The sequence below is a fragment of the Acetomicrobium sp. genome (assembly GCF_059026225.1).
Genome location: NZ_JBWQOQ010000007.1, coordinates 488,548 through 506,151, shown reverse-complemented (window position 1 = coordinate 506,151; position 17,604 = coordinate 488,548). Strand labels below are relative to the sequence as shown.

Genomic DNA, 17,604 nt, shown 5'->3' with positions numbered 1-17,604 from the left:
CACTCGGTTAATTTTAAGCAAACTGTAAAATTAGCATTATAGCCACAACGAAGCCCAATATTACCATAGTTTCCGGTAGGGCCTCAAGTATTATCATCATTGCGGCCGTTTCCGGTTTTTCCGCAATCGTGGCAGCACCAGCACTTCCTATTTTCGCTTGGGCATAAGCGGTAGCTAAAGCTGGAATGCCCACGGCTAAAGCAGCACCTAATCCTATTAAGGCTTTTTCCAAGCGGTTCCCCTCCTTCTTTTAAGTGGTTTGTATTTGTTTCCCACCCCTTCATAGAATTTACCAAAAAACTCCACATAATGTAAACGAGCAGAGTGTAATACAGAACCTGCGATAGCTATAATCAAATTGAGCAAATGGATCGAGAAGGCAAGTAATATCCCGAAAAAAGAAACCCCTAAAACGTCGACGAATTTTGTTGCGACCATAGCCAGGATGGCCGATGATAAACCTATCGCTGCAATACGGATGTAGCTAAGTATGTTTCCGATAGATCCTATTGTTTCAATTAGGCCCGCAAGATTTCTCCCCTTTATCAAAAATGCTAATCCAAAGACAAGAAAAGCCAAAGCTAGCCACATGAAATTGATGTTGACCAAGTCCATGTGATTTACGATGAAAAGCAAGATGCCAAGCAATGTGAAAAGAGTTCCTAATCGTTCATAAACATGCCGTTTTTTATTATGCCTGACACCTTCGTATGCTCCTAACGCTAGCCCCAATAATATGTGAGCCATTCCTAAGGCGATGGTGAAAGCCATCACCGGAATGATTCCTTCTGTTCTTTCAACCCACAGTGGTTTTAGGTGAATTAGTCTATGGCCTAAATCACCGAAGAACTCGCCATACAAGAAACCCCATAAAATACTCAAAATGGCTATGTTCATGAGTATTTGAGAGACATTCATCATAATGGCGCTTCTATCGCGATATTTTTTAAACATCCATAAACCAATAAGCCCAAACACAATACCATATCCTATGTCTCCTATCATGCAGCCAGCGAAAAATGGGAAAAATATGGCTATTAAGGCTGTAGGATCTGTGCTTTTGTAGCCTGGCATAGGAAGTAGTTTTAAAAATAGCTCGAAGGGCTTCGCCCATTTGGGGTTTTTAAGCAAAATTGGAACTTTGGGCCATTCTTGCGGTTCGGGATCTCGCCACGTCACAAGTATTCTCTCGCCAAATCGGTGCTTTAGAGCCGAAACTGTGTCTTCGAGTGCTGAGAGCGGGACCCAGCCGTTTAAAGTAAAGAGCTCCCCGCCTCCTGAGAACCTTTTTTCTAAGACAAGCAATTCTAGCCCTTCATCTAATAAAATGTAAAGGGCAACCAATCGTGGCCCCCACTCCCTTTTGGCTGCATCCAGCGTTATTTTTGCCTGCGCTAACTTCTTTGGTAGCCATTTAAGCTCCATTTGAGACATATTCGGTGACTCCAGAGCCAACTCGCCCATGGCGGTTTTGGGGACCAGATAGGATATACAACCGAATTCTTCCATGATTTTTGAAACTGCCAAGGAGCTTTCAGGATTGACGCTCAATGCTAAAACGAGGAAATTTTCTCCCTGAGAAATTGCTTTGTGGTTAAGGTAAGGTCTTTCCACCACTGGAGTAAGGGAGCGAATCGTTCTTTCCAACCCCTTTAGCAAGTTATCCAGTTTGCTCGAGTCAACTAACCATAATGAAACGACTTTTTCCTTCTTTTTTTCTTCCGAGAAAAAAGAATGAAAGTGAGTAGCGATGTAATGAACTTGCTTAAGGGCAACCGTGGACTCTTCGAGAGCTCGTACTTCATCTGTCATTTCACACAGACGTTCTTTAAATTCCATCAAGCTTTTTTCGATTTCTTCCAAGACTGCCATATCATTAAGTGGTACAATTTCGCGTAGCGATTCGACTAGACCCCAATCCGGATTATCTAAGTCCTTCCAACCCAGATCTTCCAGTAAGCCTAAAACGCCAGCTCGTAAAAACCGCATTTTTTCGATCAACGGTTCCTCGGTAGCCTGGTAATACTCCTTTTCTTCTTCAATGTGAAGGACACCAAGATCGCGTATGTGTTCTATCAAATCCTTGCTATCGCCTTTTAGTCCTATTATTTTGAGATTAACCATATCTGCGATCAAAACTTATCCAAGCCTCCTTCCGTATTTTTTAGGCTTTTTGTTTAGTTGTGCCGCTGAGGTTTGGCCATAAATCTCCTGAAATGTCGTGGAGTATCGATTCGATCAGCTTGGATTTATTGATTTTTGCGATAAGATCTTCTGCCATGACTTTATATCTTTTTTCCAGCTTTTCAGCTTGAAGCAAAGTTATTTTTTCTTCTTCTTTGAGCTTCTCTTGGAAGGATTCCATTTTCTTAGCGCACATCTCTTGGATTTGCCTCAAAATTTCCTCTCGCTTTTTATTAACCTCGGCAATCCTGCGTTCATACTCTTGATCCAGCGAATCTTTAAAGGACTCTATTTCTTCCATGAAATCTCCATTTTCGCTAACTTGCTTATTCACTCAAACCCCCCCTTTCCATGAGAAACTCACAGAAAGCGTTTCTGTCTATCATTCCCACGAACCTTCCATTTTCAACCACAGGAAGCCTTTTGACCCGTTTTCGCATCATTAGGTCCGCAACGCTTATCAGACTTGTCGTTGGATCAACGTAAATGACTTCTTTCGTCATGAACTCTTCTACCCTTTTAAGCCCGATGTCATGGATTTTATCGAAAAAAATTAATTCTCCTTCTTTGCTCAAAAAAGCGGATGAGGTTATGGCCTCAAGATAGGTAGGAAGTGTGGCTTTTAAAATATCGCTTTCTGAAATAAAGCCAACCAGGTGCCAATCCCCCTCTATTACAGGCACGCCGGTGACTTTGTGAATGTAAAACATTTTTACTGCATCAATTACCAAATCATCCTTCAATAAAACAGTGAGGTCTTTTTGCATTAGATCTTGTGCAACTATGTCCATTAACTTATCCTCCTGCTATAAAGTCCTAACCTGGTAAGAAGGATCAGTATCACAAACAAAGGCAATCTGATTGTACGTTTTAATCTCCATGGTTCCTGAATGGTTCGATATAACCACTCCAATCCCATGTTTTGCCACACCTTGGGCGCCCTTTTTAGGCGGCCAGAGATGACATCGAAGCTGCCGCCGACTCCTATAGCAACAACGCCTTTAAGCCTTTCCAAATTGCGTTTTATCCATATTTCCTGCTTGGGCACGCCTAGTCCAACGAAAAGGATTTTGGCACCACTTTCGTTGATCTTTTCGCATATCTCTTTGTCATTTTCTTCTGTGAAATAACCGTGATGAAAGCCGGCTACCTTTAAGCCAGGATATTCGTCCATTAGGCGCTCGGAAGCATTTTTGACTACCTCAGCAGTGCCGCCCAACAAGAATATCGGTAATTCCCTATATCTGGCAATTTCACATAAATTTTTCATAAAGTCTATGCCGGTAATTCGCTCCTGGATTTTAATTCCCAACAACCTAAATCCCCATATAAGTCCGGTCCCATCGGGCAACGAGAGATCGGCAGATTTTACAGCTTCTCTTAGCTCTCTGTCGTATCTTGATCTTTCCGCCACCAGGGCATTGGGTGTCACTATCATGTAGTTTTGGTCGTTTTCCTGATTCGTCCAAAAGATCACCTTGTTTAGCACGTAGTCCAAGGATACGTTATCCACGAAAATGCCCCATAAAGCTGGTCTGCGTTGATCCTCGTGAGCCGTATTCCTTGAGATGTAGGCTAAAAAGGCTACTATGCCTCCGCCCAGAACGATAAGGGAGATCCTTAATCCCCAAGGAGAAGGGATAAGTTGAAAGAGAGCTACAGAGGTTCCCAAGGTCATGCAAAAGGCGGCAACCAATCTTACAGATTGAGGATGATCTATGCCCATTGACACCAGTTTTTCGTAGAGGGAAATGTTCCATTGCGCATTATCGGTGAAGGCTTTACTTGCGAATCCGAGCGAGGCTTCCATGATCGGAAGGGCAAATAAGGATAAAGGCAATAATATTGTTGCGAAGGTGACGCCCTTGCTGACTCCTATGAGTGATGTGCCAGCAATGAGGGTAGACCAAAAATAGACAAGAGGATTGCCCAACCTTCGATAAGTATGACCTATCCTACTCCAAAAGATTAGGCAAAGAAGTATACCGGTAAAGGAAATCCACATTGCATCCTTCAGGTCTTGCCCTAAAAAGAAGCTGACCCCCCATAAAAGAACCCACGTTATGGCCATTAAATGGCCGGACAGACCTGAAATTTCATCCACTTCCCTTAAGAAAGCCTGGCACAGCAACAACCAAGTAGCCGTAGCTATAACGGCTACTTTCGAGGATAGGTAATAAAAGCTATCCCTTCCCAAGCTTAAGAAATTTATTTGCGGTCCTTTAAAAGCAAAGGCGAATGCCAGCGCTATTTTTAAAAAAGGCCAGAATGTTGAAGGATACAGCCTTTCTCCCATGGCAGCGACAGCAAAAACGATTCCATAAGCAACTATAATAGAAGAAACACGACTACCAATGCTTATGGAAAGCAAGGATACACTGGCCACCATGAGCACATCTCTTGTATAATCCCATTGGGCTGTGGAGAGTCGTTTTTTTGTTGCTTTTTCAAAGATCAAACAACCCAATGCCGTTAGAACGATCAAAAGATAAGCCTCTCCCATTTTGGGATCTCTCCCCTCAAGATGGTCTGTTCATAATTTTATCATGAAAGGGCTGATGTATTACATGAAGTTTAAAAGAAACATTTTCACCTCACTACTTATTAAACATTGGCTAGTTTTTTTACTGATCATATTTATGTCCCTCCCTGCCGGAGCCAGCGCTGTGCCAATAGAGGTGCTGGGCGGTCGTTTCGTAGAGGAACTTTCCCCGGAACAAGCCTTAGTCATCGTAGACAACCTTCCAACCTGTGACGGATATGTATCTCATTTATACATTAACCTGCAAGGAGCGGTTGTGGAGGGCTTGCGCATTGACGAGATAGCCATCGAAGCGAGAGACGTTCATTTTAATCCGCCTGCCGAGTGGGAAGAAAAGTTACGCCCAAAAGAAGTCTCAACCGTCCTTTTTGAAGCAAGATTGCTTGAACAAGATATAAACAATGCATTAAAAGAATATGAGCTAAAGGATAAAAGATGGAGCAATTTTAAGTTCGATTTAAGGAATGGTAAAGTTGTCGCTATCGCTGTTTATGAACAACCACTATTGCTATTTAAGCTTAACATATTGGCCAAACTTGTTGGCGAACTTGAAGTCGTAGACGGAAATAAAATATATTTAAAAAACTGCAAATTATACGCCGATGGATTCCGCCTTCCAGAACAGGCAACTCATGAATTGATCGAGAAAGTTCAACCACTCCTCGATTTTGACAAGTTTATATTTCCCGTGCAGCTAGATTCCGTCAGCAACGATGATAAGTCTATATTCATCTGCACTAAGGATAGGCCAGAGCCCTTTGAAAGCCCCTTTACATGGGCTTATCCCCCTTTTAGCGAAAATGCCGTATCTCAGTCAGCCCATTCATGTAGGGAACCAATACATCCGGAATCTTGATTGATCCGTCTTCCTGCTGGTAGTTTTCCATGATCGCTATGAGACATCTGCCTACGGCTATTCCCGAGCCGTTCAGTGTATGGACGAAGCGTGTTCCCTTTACTCCGCGGGGCCTATATCTTGTGTTCATGCGTCGGGCTTGGAAGTCTTCGCAATTACTACAGGAGCTGATTTCTCTGTAAGTGTTTTGAGATGGTAGCCATACTTCCAAATCGTAAGTTTTGCAGGCGGCAAAGCCCAGATCTCCAGTGCAAAGAGATACGACGCGGTAAGGAAGTCCCAGTCTTTTTAAGACCTCCTCAGCATTTTGCGTGAGCTTTTCTAATTCTTCGTAGCTAGTTTCGGGAGTGCATATCTTGACAAGCTCTACCTTGTCAAATTGGTGTTGCCTCATCATGCCTCTCACGTCTCGACCGTGACTTCCAGCTTCTCTCCTAAAGCATGGCGTATAGGCAGTATAGTAAAGAGGTAATACATCTTCTTCCAATATTTCCTCCGCATGCATGTTGGTGAGTGGAACCTCTGCGGTTGGGATCAGCCATAGATCATCGCTTTCGCAGTGATATAGGTCATTTGCAAACTTGGGCAACTGTCCAGTGCCTTCCATGGTCTTGGAGTTCACGAGGAAGGGCGGCTCGAACTCAAGATAACCGTGTTCTCGAGTGTGTAGGTCCAGCATAAAGTTGATGAGAGACCTTGCTAAACGTGCCCCATGTCCCCTCAAGACAGTAAACCTGCTGCCCGCCAACTTTATACCTGCTTCAAAGTCCAATATCCCCAAATTTTCCCCTAATTCCCAGTGCGGCTTGGGCTCAAAGTCGAACTTAGGGATTTCCCCGACGTGGCGAACCACTAAGTTGTCTTCATCGGATTTGCCAACTGGTACTGTCTCGTGAGGTTTATTGGGGATCAGAAGTAGCAGGTCCCTTAGCCGTGTTTCAATTTCCTGGACTTCTTGATCGAGGGTTTTGATCGTTTCGTTTATCCCTCGAATTTCCTCCATTAAATCCGAGGGATCTTTTCCCTCCGATTTTAGTCTAGCCACTTCCTTAGAGCCTTCGTTTCTTTTGGCCTTAAGGCTTTCTACTTCGATCAGCTTTTCTCTGCGCAAGGTATCTAGTTTCAATAATTCATCTAGAGGGTAGTCATAGCCTCTATTCTCGAGCATTTTCTTTACTTCATCTGTATTTTCCCTAATCCACTTGATGTCAAGCAATTTGAGTACCACCTTTCTGATTTCGTATTTGAGCAAGTAAATTAATCATTTCAATGGCGGCCATGGCTGCCTCTGCGCCCTTGTTGCCCGATTTGCTTCCGGCACGCAGCAACGCTTGTTCAAGATTATCGCAGGTGAGTACGCCAAAGACTACAGGAACTCGATGATCCAAGGCGATTTTGGCCAATCCCTTTGCAACCTCGGAAGCGACGTAATCGAAATGAGGCGTATCGCCTCGAATGATGGCCCCCAAAGGAATAACAGCATCGTATTTACCGGACAATGTTAGCTCTTGAGCTACCAAGGGAAGTTCCCAAGCACCGGGCACCCAATACAAATCTATGTCTTGTTGTCTAACCCCATGTCTGAATAATACGTCCTTGGCTCCTTCTATCAACTTACTAGTAATAAGCTCGTTAAAACGGGAGGCCACCAAAGCAATTTTTTGTCCTTCTCCTATGAGGTTGCCCTGAAGAATGCGCATTATATTTGCCCTCCTTTTGGAATTTTTTAATCGTGCTAGGGATGCCCCTTTTAATGAAACAGATGCCCCATCTTTTCTTTTTTGGTTCTCAAGTAATTAAAATTATATGGATTGGGTTTTATTTCTATGGGGACCCTCTCGATGACCTCCAAGCCATATCCCTCAAGGCCAATGACCTTTTTTGGATTGTTGGTCATTAAACGCAGCTTTCTCACCCCAAGGTCAAAGAGTATTTGAGCTCCTATCCCGTAATCCCTCAAATCGGGACTGACCCCAAGCTTGAGGTTGGCTTCCACAGTGTCCATTCCCCTTTCCTGAAGCTCATAAGCCTTAAGTTTTTTGTACAGCCCTATGCCTCTGCCCTCTTGGCGCATGTAAAGTACGATGCCCCTCCCCTCGCATTCTATCATTTGCAGGGCTTTGCGAAGTTGAGCGCCACAATCGCATCTGAGAGATCCAAAGACGTCACCCGTAAGACACTCGGAATGTACTCGTACGAGCACTTCATCTTCTTCGTTAATTTCCCCTTTGACTAAAGCAATGTGCAAATGATCGAGATCGTCGTCCAACGTCCAATGATAAGCGTGGGCAACGAAATTGCCGTACTCGGTTGGAAGGGCAACCATTGAAACCCTTTCTACGAGCTTTTCTCTCCTGTGCCTATAGCGTATTAGATCCTTTATAGTCATTATCTTGAGGTCAAACTTTTTTGCGAACTCGATTAGTTGAGGGAGCCTGGCCATGGTGCCGTCATCGTTCATTATCTCACATATCACACCCACCGGCTCCAGTCCCGCAAGTCTTGCCAAATCGACGGCAGCTTCTGTGTGACCAGCTCGTTTTAATACGCCCCCCTTTCTTGCTATCAGCGGAAAGATATGACCTGGGCGTCTAAAATCCGAAGCCTTGGCATTGGGATCCGCAAGCAAGCAAGCCGTAATGGCTCTATCTTCAGCCGATATTCCTGTAGTAGTGCCTTCCTTAGCGTCAACTGAAACGGTAAAGGCGGTGCTGTGAGGGTCTGTGCTGTGAAGCACCATTGGTTTCAATTCTAATTGTCTCGCCCTTTCCTCCGTCAGTGGAACGCATACCAACCCTCTGCCATACTTAGTCATGAAATTTATCGCCTCGGGCGTCACCTTCGACGCGGCCATAAGTAAATCTCCCTCGTTTTCTCTGTCTTCGTCATCGACGACGATGATCATCTTGCCCTCTTTTATTAGGTTTATGGCTTCCTCGGGCGATGCGAAAGCCTCATCTAAGGCCATTTTCGCTCATTCCTCCTTCTTGCCCATCACTGCCATCCATATTTGGCTAACTTCTCCCAAGTTAGCTTGCTTGGTCTATCTTTCTCATTACTGGATGAGCATTTTAAAAATCGCTCTACATACTTACCTATTATATCCGTTTCTAGATTTACCAGTTCTCCAGCCTTTAAGCTGCCAAGGGTAGTTAGTTTTAAGGTGCTAGGGATTATGCCGACGGTAAAATCGGTTTCTGTGACGTCGATGACCGTTAAACTCACTCCATCCACTGCTATAGAGCCCTTTGGCACGATATAGTGCATGATAGAAGTATCCGCATTTATCCTTACGATACTCGTTTGTGTCTTTTTTGATATTTCGCTTACGACACCTATGCCTTCAACATGGCCCAAGACTATATGGCCGCCCAGTCGGTCGCCAACCTTTAAAGCGCGCTCCAAATTTACCCTATCGAAAGGTTTCAGTATTCCAAGTTTCGTTACGGCGACAGTCACTCCCATCATCTCGGCTATGAAGCTGGTGTGCCCCGCTTTTACAACGCTCAAGCAAGCTCCCGATACGGAGATAGATTCGTTTTCGGAAAGTTCGGGAGATATTTCAGGGGCTTCTATTATTAAGTTCGTAACGTCGCCACGCCTGTCTATGGATAACACAGTTCCTATGGTTTCCACCAAACCGGTAAACATCACAGATCGACCTCCATAAAGAGATCGTCGCCCAGCCTTTTTACACCTCTGATTTTTCCCTCAGGAATTTCCATCATATCCTTGAACAAAATTTGCGGAAATATTCTTTTTCCTTGACCTATAATTTTGGGCGCATAAAATAATGCCATTTCGTCACAAAGGTCTGCTTCAAAAAAGGACGACAGAACCCTGGGTCCACCTTCTACCAACAGGTAGTGAATGCCCATCGATGGCAGCTTAAAGACCATTTCTTTGATGTTTAATTTTCCGCTGAAATCAGTCGGAACTTGAAGCACATCTATTCCTCTGGAGATCAACTCTTCCATCTTTTGCGGGGACGAATTCTTCGACGTCACTATTAGCGTCTTTCCCTCATTGAACAACTTGGCATCGAGCGAGATCCTTAAATATGTGTCTAAAACTATTTTAAGGGGATTTCTGCCGTCGATCAATCTAACCGTTAGCTCAGGATCGTCCTTTAAGACAGTACCTATCCCTACAAGTATGGCGTCTGTTTCTGCTCGAAGCAAGTGCGATCGCTTAAGGGAGCTTTGTCCAGTAATCCATCGGCTGCTTCCATCTATAAGAGCTACATTGCCATCCAAGCTTGCGGCCGCCTTCAGCGTAATCCATGGCCTTCCCTCTTTGAAGGCCATGGAAAAACCACGATTTAACCATCTTGCCTCCTCTTCCAATATACCGACGATTACTTCTATTCCACTTGAGCGAAGATATTCTATCCCCTTGCCTTGAACTTTGGCGAAAGGGTCCTCGACAGCTATGCAAACAGTTTTTACTCCACTTTGAGCAATTAAAGGACAACACGGCGGTGTGCGTCCATAGTGAGTACATGGTTCCAAGTTGACATAAAGAGTAGAGCCTTTCGCCAGTTCTTTTGCCATCGAAAGCGCGCCTACTTCGGCATGAGGGGCCCCGGGGTACCGATGGAAGTCCATGCCTACTATGACGCCATCTTTGACTATCACACATCCGACCTTAGGATTTGGACTTGTAGTGCCCGTTCCCCTTCTGGCTAGACTTATGGCTATTCGCATGTAATGTTCATGAGCTCTTCTTTCTGAAATCTTCATCTTCAGATTCACCTTTTAAGAATTTAAGAATTTGCCTTGCCATTTTAGGTCCTATGTTATTGACCTTTTCTAACTCCTCCGGAGTTTTTGTCGCAATGTGAGCTACGCTACCGAAATGGGCCAAAAGGGCTGCCGCCCTTCTTTTTCCTACTCCGGGGATGTCCTCTAGAGCGGAACGTTTGTACCGTTTGTTAAACTTGCTACTATGGGACGAGAGGGCAAACCTGTGAGCCTCGTCCCTTACCCTCCTCAGCAAATTGAGCCCGGGATCATCCAAAGGAAGTTTAATCGGTAGGCTAGAGTTTGGAATGTAGAGATCTTCTTCTTTTTCAGCAAGTGCTACAACGGCAATGTCATTGATGTTGAGCTCCGCCAAGGCGTGCATAGCAAAGGAAAGTTGTTGAGCGCCACCATCTATGAGGAGAAGTTGAGGAAGGGGTTGATTTCTTTTCAACGAGGAAGAATAATGTCTTTTAACGATCTCCTCGATGGAGCGAAAATCGTCTATCCCTTTTACCGTTTTAATATTATATCTTCTGTATAACGAGGGATTCGGCAAGCCTTGCTCGAAAACCACGATCACTCCATATGCCTCTTTTCCACTTAAATGGGAGATATCGCAGCCTTCAATGCGCCAAAGAGGCGAGGACAGGCCTAAGAGGTCCTGCAAACTCTCTATTGCCTCCCAAATTTCTTTATCAATTGGATCTTTGAGAGTAAACGAGACTTGCTGTCTGCTTAAACGCCATATTGCCTTTATGGCATCCCTGTAAAGGGCTGCTTTCTCAAAGGCCAGTGACGATGCTGCTTCGTCCATTTTTTTTCTGAGACTTTCGACCAATGCGCTGGCTTGTCCTCTCAAAAGCAAGATGACGTCGTCCACCAGTTCTTGGTATTCTTTGGGTGTGCAAAAGCCTGCGCAGGGAGCTAGGCATTTTCCTAGATTGTAACGAAGACAAGGACGACTTTGCACGGCCTTTTCCTTCAAGTTTAAACTACAGTCCCTTAAAGGAAAATAACGTTCCATTAACCTTAAAATTTGTCTCAGTTCTTTGACCCGCGTATAAGGGCCCATGTAAATCGAACCATCGTTTTCCTTATGTCTCGTTATGACTACCTTTGGAAATAACTCGTTTGTGATTTTGATGTAAGGATAGCGTTCGCCCATCTTCAGCTCGATATTAAAGAAGGGCTGGTAGTGTTTTATCAAGCGTGCCTCGACGATAAAGGCCTCAGCTTCCGTTTCCGTCCTTATAAAAGAGATATCTTTTGTTAGCTGGACAAGTTTTCGCAGCCTAGGAGAGGCAAATCCTTTATGGCGAAAGTAGGAAGAAACTCGTTTTTTGAGAGATTTTGCTTTTCCTACATATAAAACTTTATCGTCCTCGTCGTGAAAGACATATACACCTGGCTTATCAGGTAGGCATCTTACCTTTTCCTCAAGGTTTGTTGGCATTTTTCGGCCATCCTTATTTTTATCTTGCATTTTTGCTTTTAAAATTTCCTCCCGCACTTTCTAATTTCACGTTCTTATTATAGGATTATAAATGTAATTTTGACACACTGGGAGGGAGAGAGCAAGGATGGGTTTAACTTTATATAATGATTTGACGCGTTGCAAGGAAGAGTTTATGCCTTTGATTCAAGGTAAAGTTGGTTTTTACGTATGCGGACCTACAGTGTATGACTTCATTCATATCGGCAATGCAAGGCCCTTTGTCGTCTTTGATGTCTTGAGACGATATATGGAGCATAAAGGCTTGGAAGTCATCTATGTCCAGAACTTCACTGATATAGATGACAAGATGATCAATAAAGCTAACGAGCTTGGCATATCGGTCGAAGAATTAGCTGAGCGCTTTATAAATGCCTACTTCGAGGACATCGCGCCTTTGGGCGTCAAGCGGGCGACAATCCATCCCCTTGCCACGGAGCATATCGATGAGATCATTGATCTCATATCGCGGATAATGGAGAATGGCCACGCTTATGTAACCGAAGGTAACGTTTATTTTGACGTCAAAAGTTTTCCTGAATACGGAAAACTTTCCGGTCAGAGCATCGAAGAACTCCAGGCTGGGGCCAGGATTGAGGTGGATGTTAGAAAAAGACACCCCCTTGACTTCGTATTGTGGAAAGCCAAGAAGGCTGGCGAACCTTGGTGGGATAGTCCGTGGGGACCAGGAAGGCCTGGATGGCATATAGAATGCAGTGCAATGGCGATGAAGTATCTGGGCGAAACAGTGGACATACATGGCGGTGGAAGCGACCTGATATTTCCTCATCACGAAAACGAAATAGCCCAAGCTGAAGCTGCCACCGGCAAGCAGTTTGTAAGATACTGGGTTCATAACGGTTACTTGCTGATAAACAAGGAAAAGATGTCCAAGTCGCTGGGTAACATCTTGACCGTTAGAGAGATAATTAAGAAATATCAACCTCTTGCCGTAAGGCTCTTTATATTGGGAGCTCATTACAGGAGCCCGCTCGATTTTTCCGATGAGTCATTGACTCAAGCGACAAGAAGCTTGCAACGACTTCGCAATTGTTACTCCGACTTGATGTTTCACCTGGAACGGAGCCAAGAAAAGGATGTGCCAGACACATGGCTTAATGACATCGTTGATGAAGGATACGGAAGGTTCTGCGAAGCCTTAGATGACGATTGCAATACGGCGGCGGCTTTAGGGGTAGTTTTTGAAGTGGTAAGGGAGTTAAATAATTACTTGAAGGAAAATGTAACCCCAGATAAAAAGGCTTTAATTAATGCAAGAAAATTCTTTGCAACGGTCGAAGACATCATGGGCATCATAGGGATAGAAACGATATTAGCAAAGACCGAGGAAATGCCGTCCAGTGAGATAGAAAGGCTCATAAAAGAAAGGGACGAAGCAAGAAAAATGCGCGATTTTGCCAGGGCCGATTCAATACGAAACGAGCTTGCTGACAGGGGTATTATATTGGAGGATACTCCTTTTGGAACGCGTTGGAAAAGGAAGGAGTAAGGAGACATAGAAGTTATTTTGCATCAGGTTGTTTTTCCTTTTTCCAGGTCGTCGTAAAATTGTTCGGGCGTACTTTGCGCAAATCCTACCTTCCAGGCAAAGACCGCTGCTTGTGTTCTGTCAGAGAATTCGAGCTTTTTTAGGATGCGGCTGACGTGGTTTTTAACCGTTTTCTCGGATAGATACATTACTTTAGCTATATTTTGATTGGAAAAACCTTGAGATAGCCAATAAAGGACTTCTTTCTCACGGGGGGTTAGATGATTTAACTGACCTACATTGTCCCCTATTGAAGCGATATGATCCCTGTATGCTTCTAATCGCGGATCTATGTAAGTCTCAGCTTTTGCTGCATGCCTAATGGCTAAGAAGAGATCCTTGAGCTTTGACGATTTCAAAACACATCCATATATGCCAAACTTCTTTAGATTATGTGCCGGAGGCAAGTTATTCTCTGTCGTTACCAAAACACATCGGAGAGAGTTAAACCTCTTGGATAATTCTTGAATAAGATCTACTGTATCATCTCTCGATAGATCTTCATCGTATACAACAACATCAGGATGAGTCGTGCCTACGACCTCGTATATATCATCGGCATGGCTCGTCTCCCCCACTACGGAGATATCCATCTCCATCTCTAGTATATGTTTAAAGCATTCTCGATATAATCGATGTTCATTAATCACGACGACCTTTATCGTTTGCGACACCCAAAATCCTCCTTGGCGGAGGCGCATGGGAATCGAACCCACCCGGGCCAGCCCTCACTAACCCACACCAGATTTGAAGTCTGGGGGCCGCACCAGCGACCAAGCGCCTCCTCAGTCTACTAAATCTTATAGTTATTTCCCTCCTTTGTCCAGTTGTACAAGAATGCCCGCCTTTTTTCTCGCCCGTGCAATGGCGTTTTCCATTCTTTTATATGGCCACGATAAAAACCGCGCTGCTTCAGCTATACTTCCTGTGTAAAGGAAAGCTTTAAGCGCCGTCGATTCCATTGGAGTCAATATAGCATATAAATTCTTAGCGAACTCCCTTTGTTTTAACGTTTCATCAATATCTATCTCACTTGGTTGATCTGGTATCGTTTCCAAGGAGATGAGGTCTTTCGTCTTGTTTTTTCTAAGATAAGATATCATTGCGTTGCGAATGCATGTCTTCGCAAAGGCAGGAAAACTTCCCCTTTCTTTGCGATAATGTTGTATAGCTTGATATAATCCTATATACCCCTCCTGTATGAGGTCTTCCCTTAGATTTGGATCTTTATTTGACAAGAGCGAAGCCACCTTTAAAATTAGAGGGGTGAAGCTGACTAAGATTTCGTCCAATCTAATATTGCTCCTTTCATATCTTATAGGAGGTCTAAATACCTTGAACACGCATATCTTAAAAAGATTACAATCAGAAGGCAGTGTTAAAAATGGTAGCACAATTGTGCCTTTTAAATCCATAAAAACCGCATCTGTGGAATACAATATCCCTGAAAAAAGTTTGGAAATAATGTTGCTCGAAGAAGGGTTGGTCCCTGAAAGGTACGCAAGAAACATTGGCACCTACGAAGTTTCTGGACAGCTTTTACTGTTAAAAAGCAAAGTTATTGTGGTCGGATGCGGTGGTCTTGGGGGTTGGAATGTCGAAATATTGGCAAGAGCCGGCGTAGGATATCTTCGCTTGGTGGATAATGATCATTTTGTGGCACATAACTTGAATAGGCAGCTCTTGGCGACGGAAAGTTCGTTGCAGGAGCAAAAAGCACTAGCTGCGGCAAAAAGAATAAAGGAAGTCAATTCGAGCGTTGAAGTAGATGTTTGTCCCTGCCTGTTTGATGAAAAGACGGCTGAAAGGCTAGTCGAGGGGATGAATGTCGCAATTGATGCTTTGGATAACAATCGTTCCAGATGCCTCCTTTTTGAGGTTTGCAGGGATAAAAAAATTCCCGTCGTCCATGGAGCCATTGGAGGATTTGCTGGACAAGTAAAGGTCATAATGCCCGGAGACCCGCACCCCTTTGAGATCTTAGGGGAAGACGTTCCGGATAAAGGCATAGAGGTAAAGTTAGGAAATCCCCCTCAAACTCCAGCCCTAATCGCTACTATTCAAGCCAATGAAGCTATTAAGTTACTTTTGAAGAAAGGAGAAATACTAAAAGACCACCTGCTTTGGATAGACTTAGAGCATAATGAATGGATGCGCTTAAAGTTCAGCTAAAAGCTTAAATTATACTTTTAAAGGTCTAGCTTTCCTTTATAGTATCGCACAAGCTTTGCAATATGATTGCTAGCTTACTTGAAGCCTTCTTAGTTTCTTCCAGAACTTCTTCATGGGTCAGCGGCTTGCCTTCCATGCCCGCTGCGTAGTTTGCTACGCAGGAAATGGCACAAACGCGGACGCCCATTTGTTTTGCTGCCATGGCTTCCGGAACTGTGGACATTCCCACTATGTCCGCTCCTACAGCTCTTGCCATGCGAATTTCAGCCGGAGTTTCAAAAGAAGGTCCGCTAAAGGCTATGTAAACCCCGCGTTTAAGCATGATACCATTTTCTTTCGCTATCTGCTCGCATAATATCATCAACTCGTTATCGTAGACAAAGGTCATATCCGGGAAGCGCGGTTCAAAGAGATTGCCCTCCTCACTTCTTAAGGGGTTAACCCCCATGAAATTTATATGATCATATATTAGCACGAGATCTCCAGGGGTAAGTCCGTAATTAATGCCTCCCGAAGCGTTGGTCAATATCAGCGTCTTGACGCCAAGCAAACCGCAGACGCGAATGGGGAAGGCTACTTCGTCCATGGAGTAGCCTTCGTAGTAATGTACCCTGCCATTCAGGGTCATTACGTAATTATTTCCCATTTGTCCGCATACCAACCGCCCAGCGTGTCCGGGGACGGTTGATTTTGGCCAAAATGGTATCTCCTCATAAGGAATATCAATCGCGCTAGGAATTTCTTTTGCGAAGCCGCCTAACCCAGAGCCTAAGACCATTGCAATCTGAGGTCTTTTCGGTAATTTAGTCTTTAAAAACTCAACAGCCTCGAATATTTTGTCCTTGTACATCATTTTGTATCAACTCCCATTAAGTCAAGCACTCTTTTGCTATTTTAAAATTAAGGTAACAAAGGAGGAGCCTTCCATTTCCTCATCGTCTACCCCGTAAAGATCTGCCAAAGTTTTGCCTAAGCAGCAAAACCCATTAAAGGTTCCGATATTTCCGGGACGTATCATGTCTCCATAGATGATCAAGGGCACGTATTCTCTGCTATGATCGGTACTTGGGGTAAGCGGATCGTTGCCATGGTCTGCGGTTATTATTAAAAGGTCGTCAGATCGCATGCCATCGATGAAAGGGCCAAGCCAACGATCAAATTCCAGCAACGCCTTAGCAAAGCCGGGCGGGTCGTTTCGGTGGCCGTATTTCATGTCGAAGTCTATGAGATTACTAAATAACAGTCCATTAAAGTCCTCGTCCTTAAATTTTTGAAGAAGCTTCATGCATTCATCGTTATCCGAACAGTGCAAAGACTTAGTCATGCCGCGATTTGCAAATATATCTTCTAGTTTGCCCAAAGTTATGACGTCATAGCCCTTTCCGGATAGCTTATCCAAGAGCGTATCCCTAGGTGGAGGAAGTGAAAAATCCTTGCGCCTGGGGGTTCTGAAGAAATTGCCAGGTCTTCCGGCAAATGGCCTTGCTATGACTCTTGCTACACCTACTTGGCCTTGGAGCAGCTTGCGCGCTATTTTGCACCACTCATATAAGGTTTCCACCGGTACAATGTCTTCATGTGCCGCTATTTGAAAGACGCTATCTGCCGATGTATAGACTATCGGATAGCCTGTTTTTAAGTGTTTTGGCCCAAGTTCTTCTATTATTACTGTCCCGGAGGCAGGATAATTCCCCAATATTTTTCTGCCGATTGCCCTTTCAAAATTTTCAATGATTTCTGCGGGGAAACCATTTGGGAAGGTGGGAAAGGGGTCACGCAAAATTATCCCCGCGAGCTCCCAATGTCCTGTGGTCGTATCCTTGCCTGCCGAAAGCTCGCGCAGCCTCCCAACAGCTCCCAACGGGGGCCACTGGATGGGAGTTCCTGGCAGGTCGACTATTAAGGGTAAACCAAGTTTTCCTAAGTTGGGCAAGTTTATGCCTCCAACTGCCAAGGCAACATGATAGGCTGTATTGCTCCCCTCATCGCCGTAAAGGCTCGCGTCTGGTGCCTCACCTACACCATAACCGTCCAAAATTATGAGAAATGTCCTCAAATGAGCGC

General features: G+C 44.3%; 18 protein-coding genes and 1 tRNA gene. 3 read left to right on the top strand and 16 right to left on the bottom strand.

The annotated features are described in order from the left end of the window. Positions 1–13: 13 nt before the first annotated feature. From AC5SXE_RS06955 to AC5SXE_RS06935, 5 genes are read right to left on the bottom strand one after another with little or no spacing between them, the layout of a single operon-like run. A complete protein-coding gene (locus AC5SXE_RS06955; protein ID WP_303884352.1) occupies positions 14–232 on the bottom strand; it encodes an ATPase in 219 nt (72 codons plus the stop codon). Next, positions 217–2,136 carry a V-type ATP synthase subunit I gene (locus AC5SXE_RS06950; protein WP_493917012.1) on the bottom strand — a complete coding sequence of 640 codons (1,920 nt, stop codon included), beginning with the start codon at positions 2,134–2,136 and terminating at the stop codon, positions 217–219. The genes AC5SXE_RS06955 and AC5SXE_RS06950 overlap by 16 nt, the downstream gene beginning before the upstream one ends. Before the next feature lie 28 nt (positions 2,137–2,164). Continuing rightward, on the bottom strand, positions 2,165–2,518 hold the full coding sequence (locus AC5SXE_RS06945; RefSeq protein WP_493917011.1) for a hypothetical protein: 354 nt from the start codon (positions 2,516–2,518) through the stop codon (positions 2,165–2,167). After that, the gene (locus tag AC5SXE_RS06940; protein ID WP_493917010.1) at positions 2,511–2,975 is read right to left on the bottom strand and encodes a CBS domain-containing protein; all 465 of its coding nucleotides are present in this window, start codon (positions 2,973–2,975) and stop codon (positions 2,511–2,513) included. The genes AC5SXE_RS06945 and AC5SXE_RS06940 overlap by 8 nt, the downstream gene beginning before the upstream one ends. Continuing rightward, positions 2,975–4,687, bottom strand: a complete 1,713-nt coding sequence (locus AC5SXE_RS06935; RefSeq protein ID WP_493917009.1) for a WecB/TagA/CpsF family glycosyltransferase — start codon at positions 4,685–4,687, stop codon at positions 2,975–2,977. Before AC5SXE_RS06935 ends, AC5SXE_RS06940 begins: the two co-directional genes overlap by 1 nt. A gap of 163 nt (positions 4,688–4,850) precedes the next feature. Between AC5SXE_RS06935 and AC5SXE_RS06930 the strand changes: the two genes are divergently transcribed. Continuing rightward, a complete protein-coding gene (locus AC5SXE_RS06930; RefSeq protein ID WP_493917008.1) occupies positions 4,851–5,582 on the top strand; it encodes an LmeA family phospholipid-binding protein in 732 nt (243 codons plus the stop codon). On the opposite strand, the gene serS is transcribed toward AC5SXE_RS06930, so the two are convergent. The 6 genes from serS to AC5SXE_RS06900 are packed head-to-tail and all read right to left on the bottom strand — an operon-like array spanning position 5,518 to position 11,780. Continuing rightward, positions 5,518–6,798, bottom strand: coding sequence for a serine--tRNA ligase (serS, locus tag AC5SXE_RS06925; protein ID WP_323721500.1), 1,281 nt, complete (start codon positions 6,796–6,798; stop codon positions 5,518–5,520). The two genes, AC5SXE_RS06930 and serS, sit on opposite strands and share 65 nt — an antisense overlap. Continuing rightward, positions 6,791–7,282, bottom strand: a complete 492-nt coding sequence (ribH, locus tag AC5SXE_RS06920; protein WP_323721499.1) for a 6,7-dimethyl-8-ribityllumazine synthase — start codon at positions 7,280–7,282, stop codon at positions 6,791–6,793. The genes serS and ribH overlap by 8 nt, the downstream gene beginning before the upstream one ends. A gap of 50 nt (positions 7,283–7,332) precedes the next feature. Then, entirely contained in the window at positions 7,333–8,550 is a 1,218-nt protein-coding gene (locus tag AC5SXE_RS06915; protein ID WP_493917007.1) for a bifunctional 3,4-dihydroxy-2-butanone-4-phosphate synthase/GTP cyclohydrolase II, read from the bottom strand. Positions 8,551–8,576: 26 nt separating this feature from the next. Beyond that, positions 8,577–9,233, bottom strand: a complete 657-nt coding sequence (locus tag AC5SXE_RS06910; protein ID WP_493917006.1) for a riboflavin synthase — start codon at positions 9,231–9,233, stop codon at positions 8,577–8,579. Next, positions 9,233–10,324, bottom strand: coding sequence for a bifunctional diaminohydroxyphosphoribosylaminopyrimidine deaminase/5-amino-6-(5-phosphoribosylamino)uracil reductase RibD (ribD, locus tag AC5SXE_RS06905; protein WP_493917005.1), 1,092 nt, complete (start codon positions 10,322–10,324; stop codon positions 9,233–9,235). The genes AC5SXE_RS06910 and ribD overlap by 1 nt, the downstream gene beginning before the upstream one ends. Continuing rightward, entirely contained in the window at positions 10,296–11,780 is a 1,485-nt protein-coding gene (locus tag AC5SXE_RS06900; protein WP_323721496.1) for an excinuclease ABC subunit UvrC, read from the bottom strand. The genes ribD and AC5SXE_RS06900 overlap by 29 nt, the downstream gene beginning before the upstream one ends. 127 nt (positions 11,781–11,907) lie before the next feature. Here AC5SXE_RS06900 and cysS point away from each other — a divergent pair, with 127 nt between their 5' ends. After that, positions 11,908–13,329: a cysteine--tRNA ligase gene (gene cysS, locus AC5SXE_RS06895; RefSeq protein WP_493917004.1), complete on the top strand. Its 1,422-nt coding sequence runs from the start codon at positions 11,908–11,910 to the stop codon at positions 13,327–13,329. 23 nt (positions 13,330–13,352) lie between these two features. On the opposite strand, the gene AC5SXE_RS06890 is transcribed toward cysS, so the two are convergent. The 3 genes from AC5SXE_RS06890 to AC5SXE_RS06880 form a co-directional block, all read right to left on the bottom strand. After that, positions 13,353–14,042: a response regulator transcription factor gene (locus tag AC5SXE_RS06890; RefSeq protein WP_323721494.1), complete on the bottom strand. Its 690-nt coding sequence runs from the start codon at positions 14,040–14,042 to the stop codon at positions 13,353–13,355. Positions 14,043–14,055: 13 nt separating this feature from the next. Beyond that, positions 14,056–14,153 (bottom strand) — tRNA-Sec (locus AC5SXE_RS06885). 21 nt (positions 14,154–14,174) lie between these two features. Further along, positions 14,175–14,660 carry a sigma-70 family RNA polymerase sigma factor gene (locus tag AC5SXE_RS06880; protein ID WP_323721493.1) on the bottom strand — a complete coding sequence of 162 codons (486 nt, stop codon included), beginning with the start codon at positions 14,658–14,660 and terminating at the stop codon, positions 14,175–14,177. A 43-nt stretch (positions 14,661–14,703) separates the two neighbouring features. Here AC5SXE_RS06880 and AC5SXE_RS06875 point away from each other — a divergent pair, with 43 nt between their 5' ends. Beyond that, entirely contained in the window at positions 14,704–15,540 is an 837-nt protein-coding gene (locus tag AC5SXE_RS06875) for a HesA/MoeB/ThiF family protein (protein ID WP_493917003.1), read from the top strand. Positions 15,541–15,565: 25 nt separating this feature from the next. On the opposite strand, the gene AC5SXE_RS06870 is transcribed toward AC5SXE_RS06875, so the two are convergent. Together AC5SXE_RS06870 and AC5SXE_RS06865 are read right to left on the bottom strand one after the other, a co-directional pair. Beyond that, the gene (locus tag AC5SXE_RS06870; RefSeq protein ID WP_493917002.1) at positions 15,566–16,393 is read right to left on the bottom strand and encodes a purine-nucleoside phosphorylase; all 828 of its coding nucleotides are present in this window, start codon (positions 16,391–16,393) and stop codon (positions 15,566–15,568) included. Between the two features lie 36 nt (positions 16,394–16,429). Continuing rightward, positions 16,430–17,596: a phosphopentomutase gene (locus AC5SXE_RS06865; protein WP_493917001.1), complete on the bottom strand. Its 1,167-nt coding sequence runs from the start codon at positions 17,594–17,596 to the stop codon at positions 16,430–16,432. Between the last annotated feature and the right edge of the window lie 8 nt (positions 17,597–17,604).

What these genes read in the sequence shown, in the direction of transcription:
- AC5SXE_RS06940 (WP_493917010.1), bottom strand. Translation starts at nt 2,975, where the DNA reads ATGGACATAGTTGCACAAGATCTAATGCAAAAAGACCTCACTGTTTTA.
- ribD (WP_493917005.1), bottom strand. Translation starts at nt 10,324, where the DNA reads ATGAAGATTTCAGAAAGAAGAGCTCATGAACATTACATGCGAATAGCC.
- AC5SXE_RS06910 (WP_493917006.1), bottom strand. Translation starts at nt 9,233, where the DNA reads ATGTTTACCGGTTTGGTGGAAACCATAGGAACTGTGTTATCCATAGAC.
- AC5SXE_RS06870 (WP_493917002.1), bottom strand. Translation starts at nt 16,393, where the DNA reads ATGATGTACAAGGACAAAATATTCGAGGCTGTTGAGTTTTTAAAGACT.
- ribH (WP_323721499.1), bottom strand. Translation starts at nt 7,282, where the DNA reads ATGCGCATTCTTCAGGGCAACCTCATAGGAGAAGGACAAAAAATTGCT.
- cysS (WP_493917004.1), top strand. Translation starts at nt 11,908, where the DNA reads ATGGGTTTAACTTTATATAATGATTTGACGCGTTGCAAGGAAGAGTTT.
- AC5SXE_RS06935 (WP_493917009.1), bottom strand. Translation starts at nt 4,687, where the DNA reads ATGGGAGAGGCTTATCTTTTGATCGTTCTAACGGCATTGGGTTGTTTG.
- AC5SXE_RS06915 (WP_493917007.1), bottom strand. Translation starts at nt 8,550, where the DNA reads ATGGCCTTAGATGAGGCTTTCGCATCGCCCGAGGAAGCCATAAACCTA.
- AC5SXE_RS06900 (WP_323721496.1), bottom strand. Translation starts at nt 11,780, where the DNA reads ATGCCAACAAACCTTGAGGAAAAGGTAAGATGCCTACCTGATAAGCCA.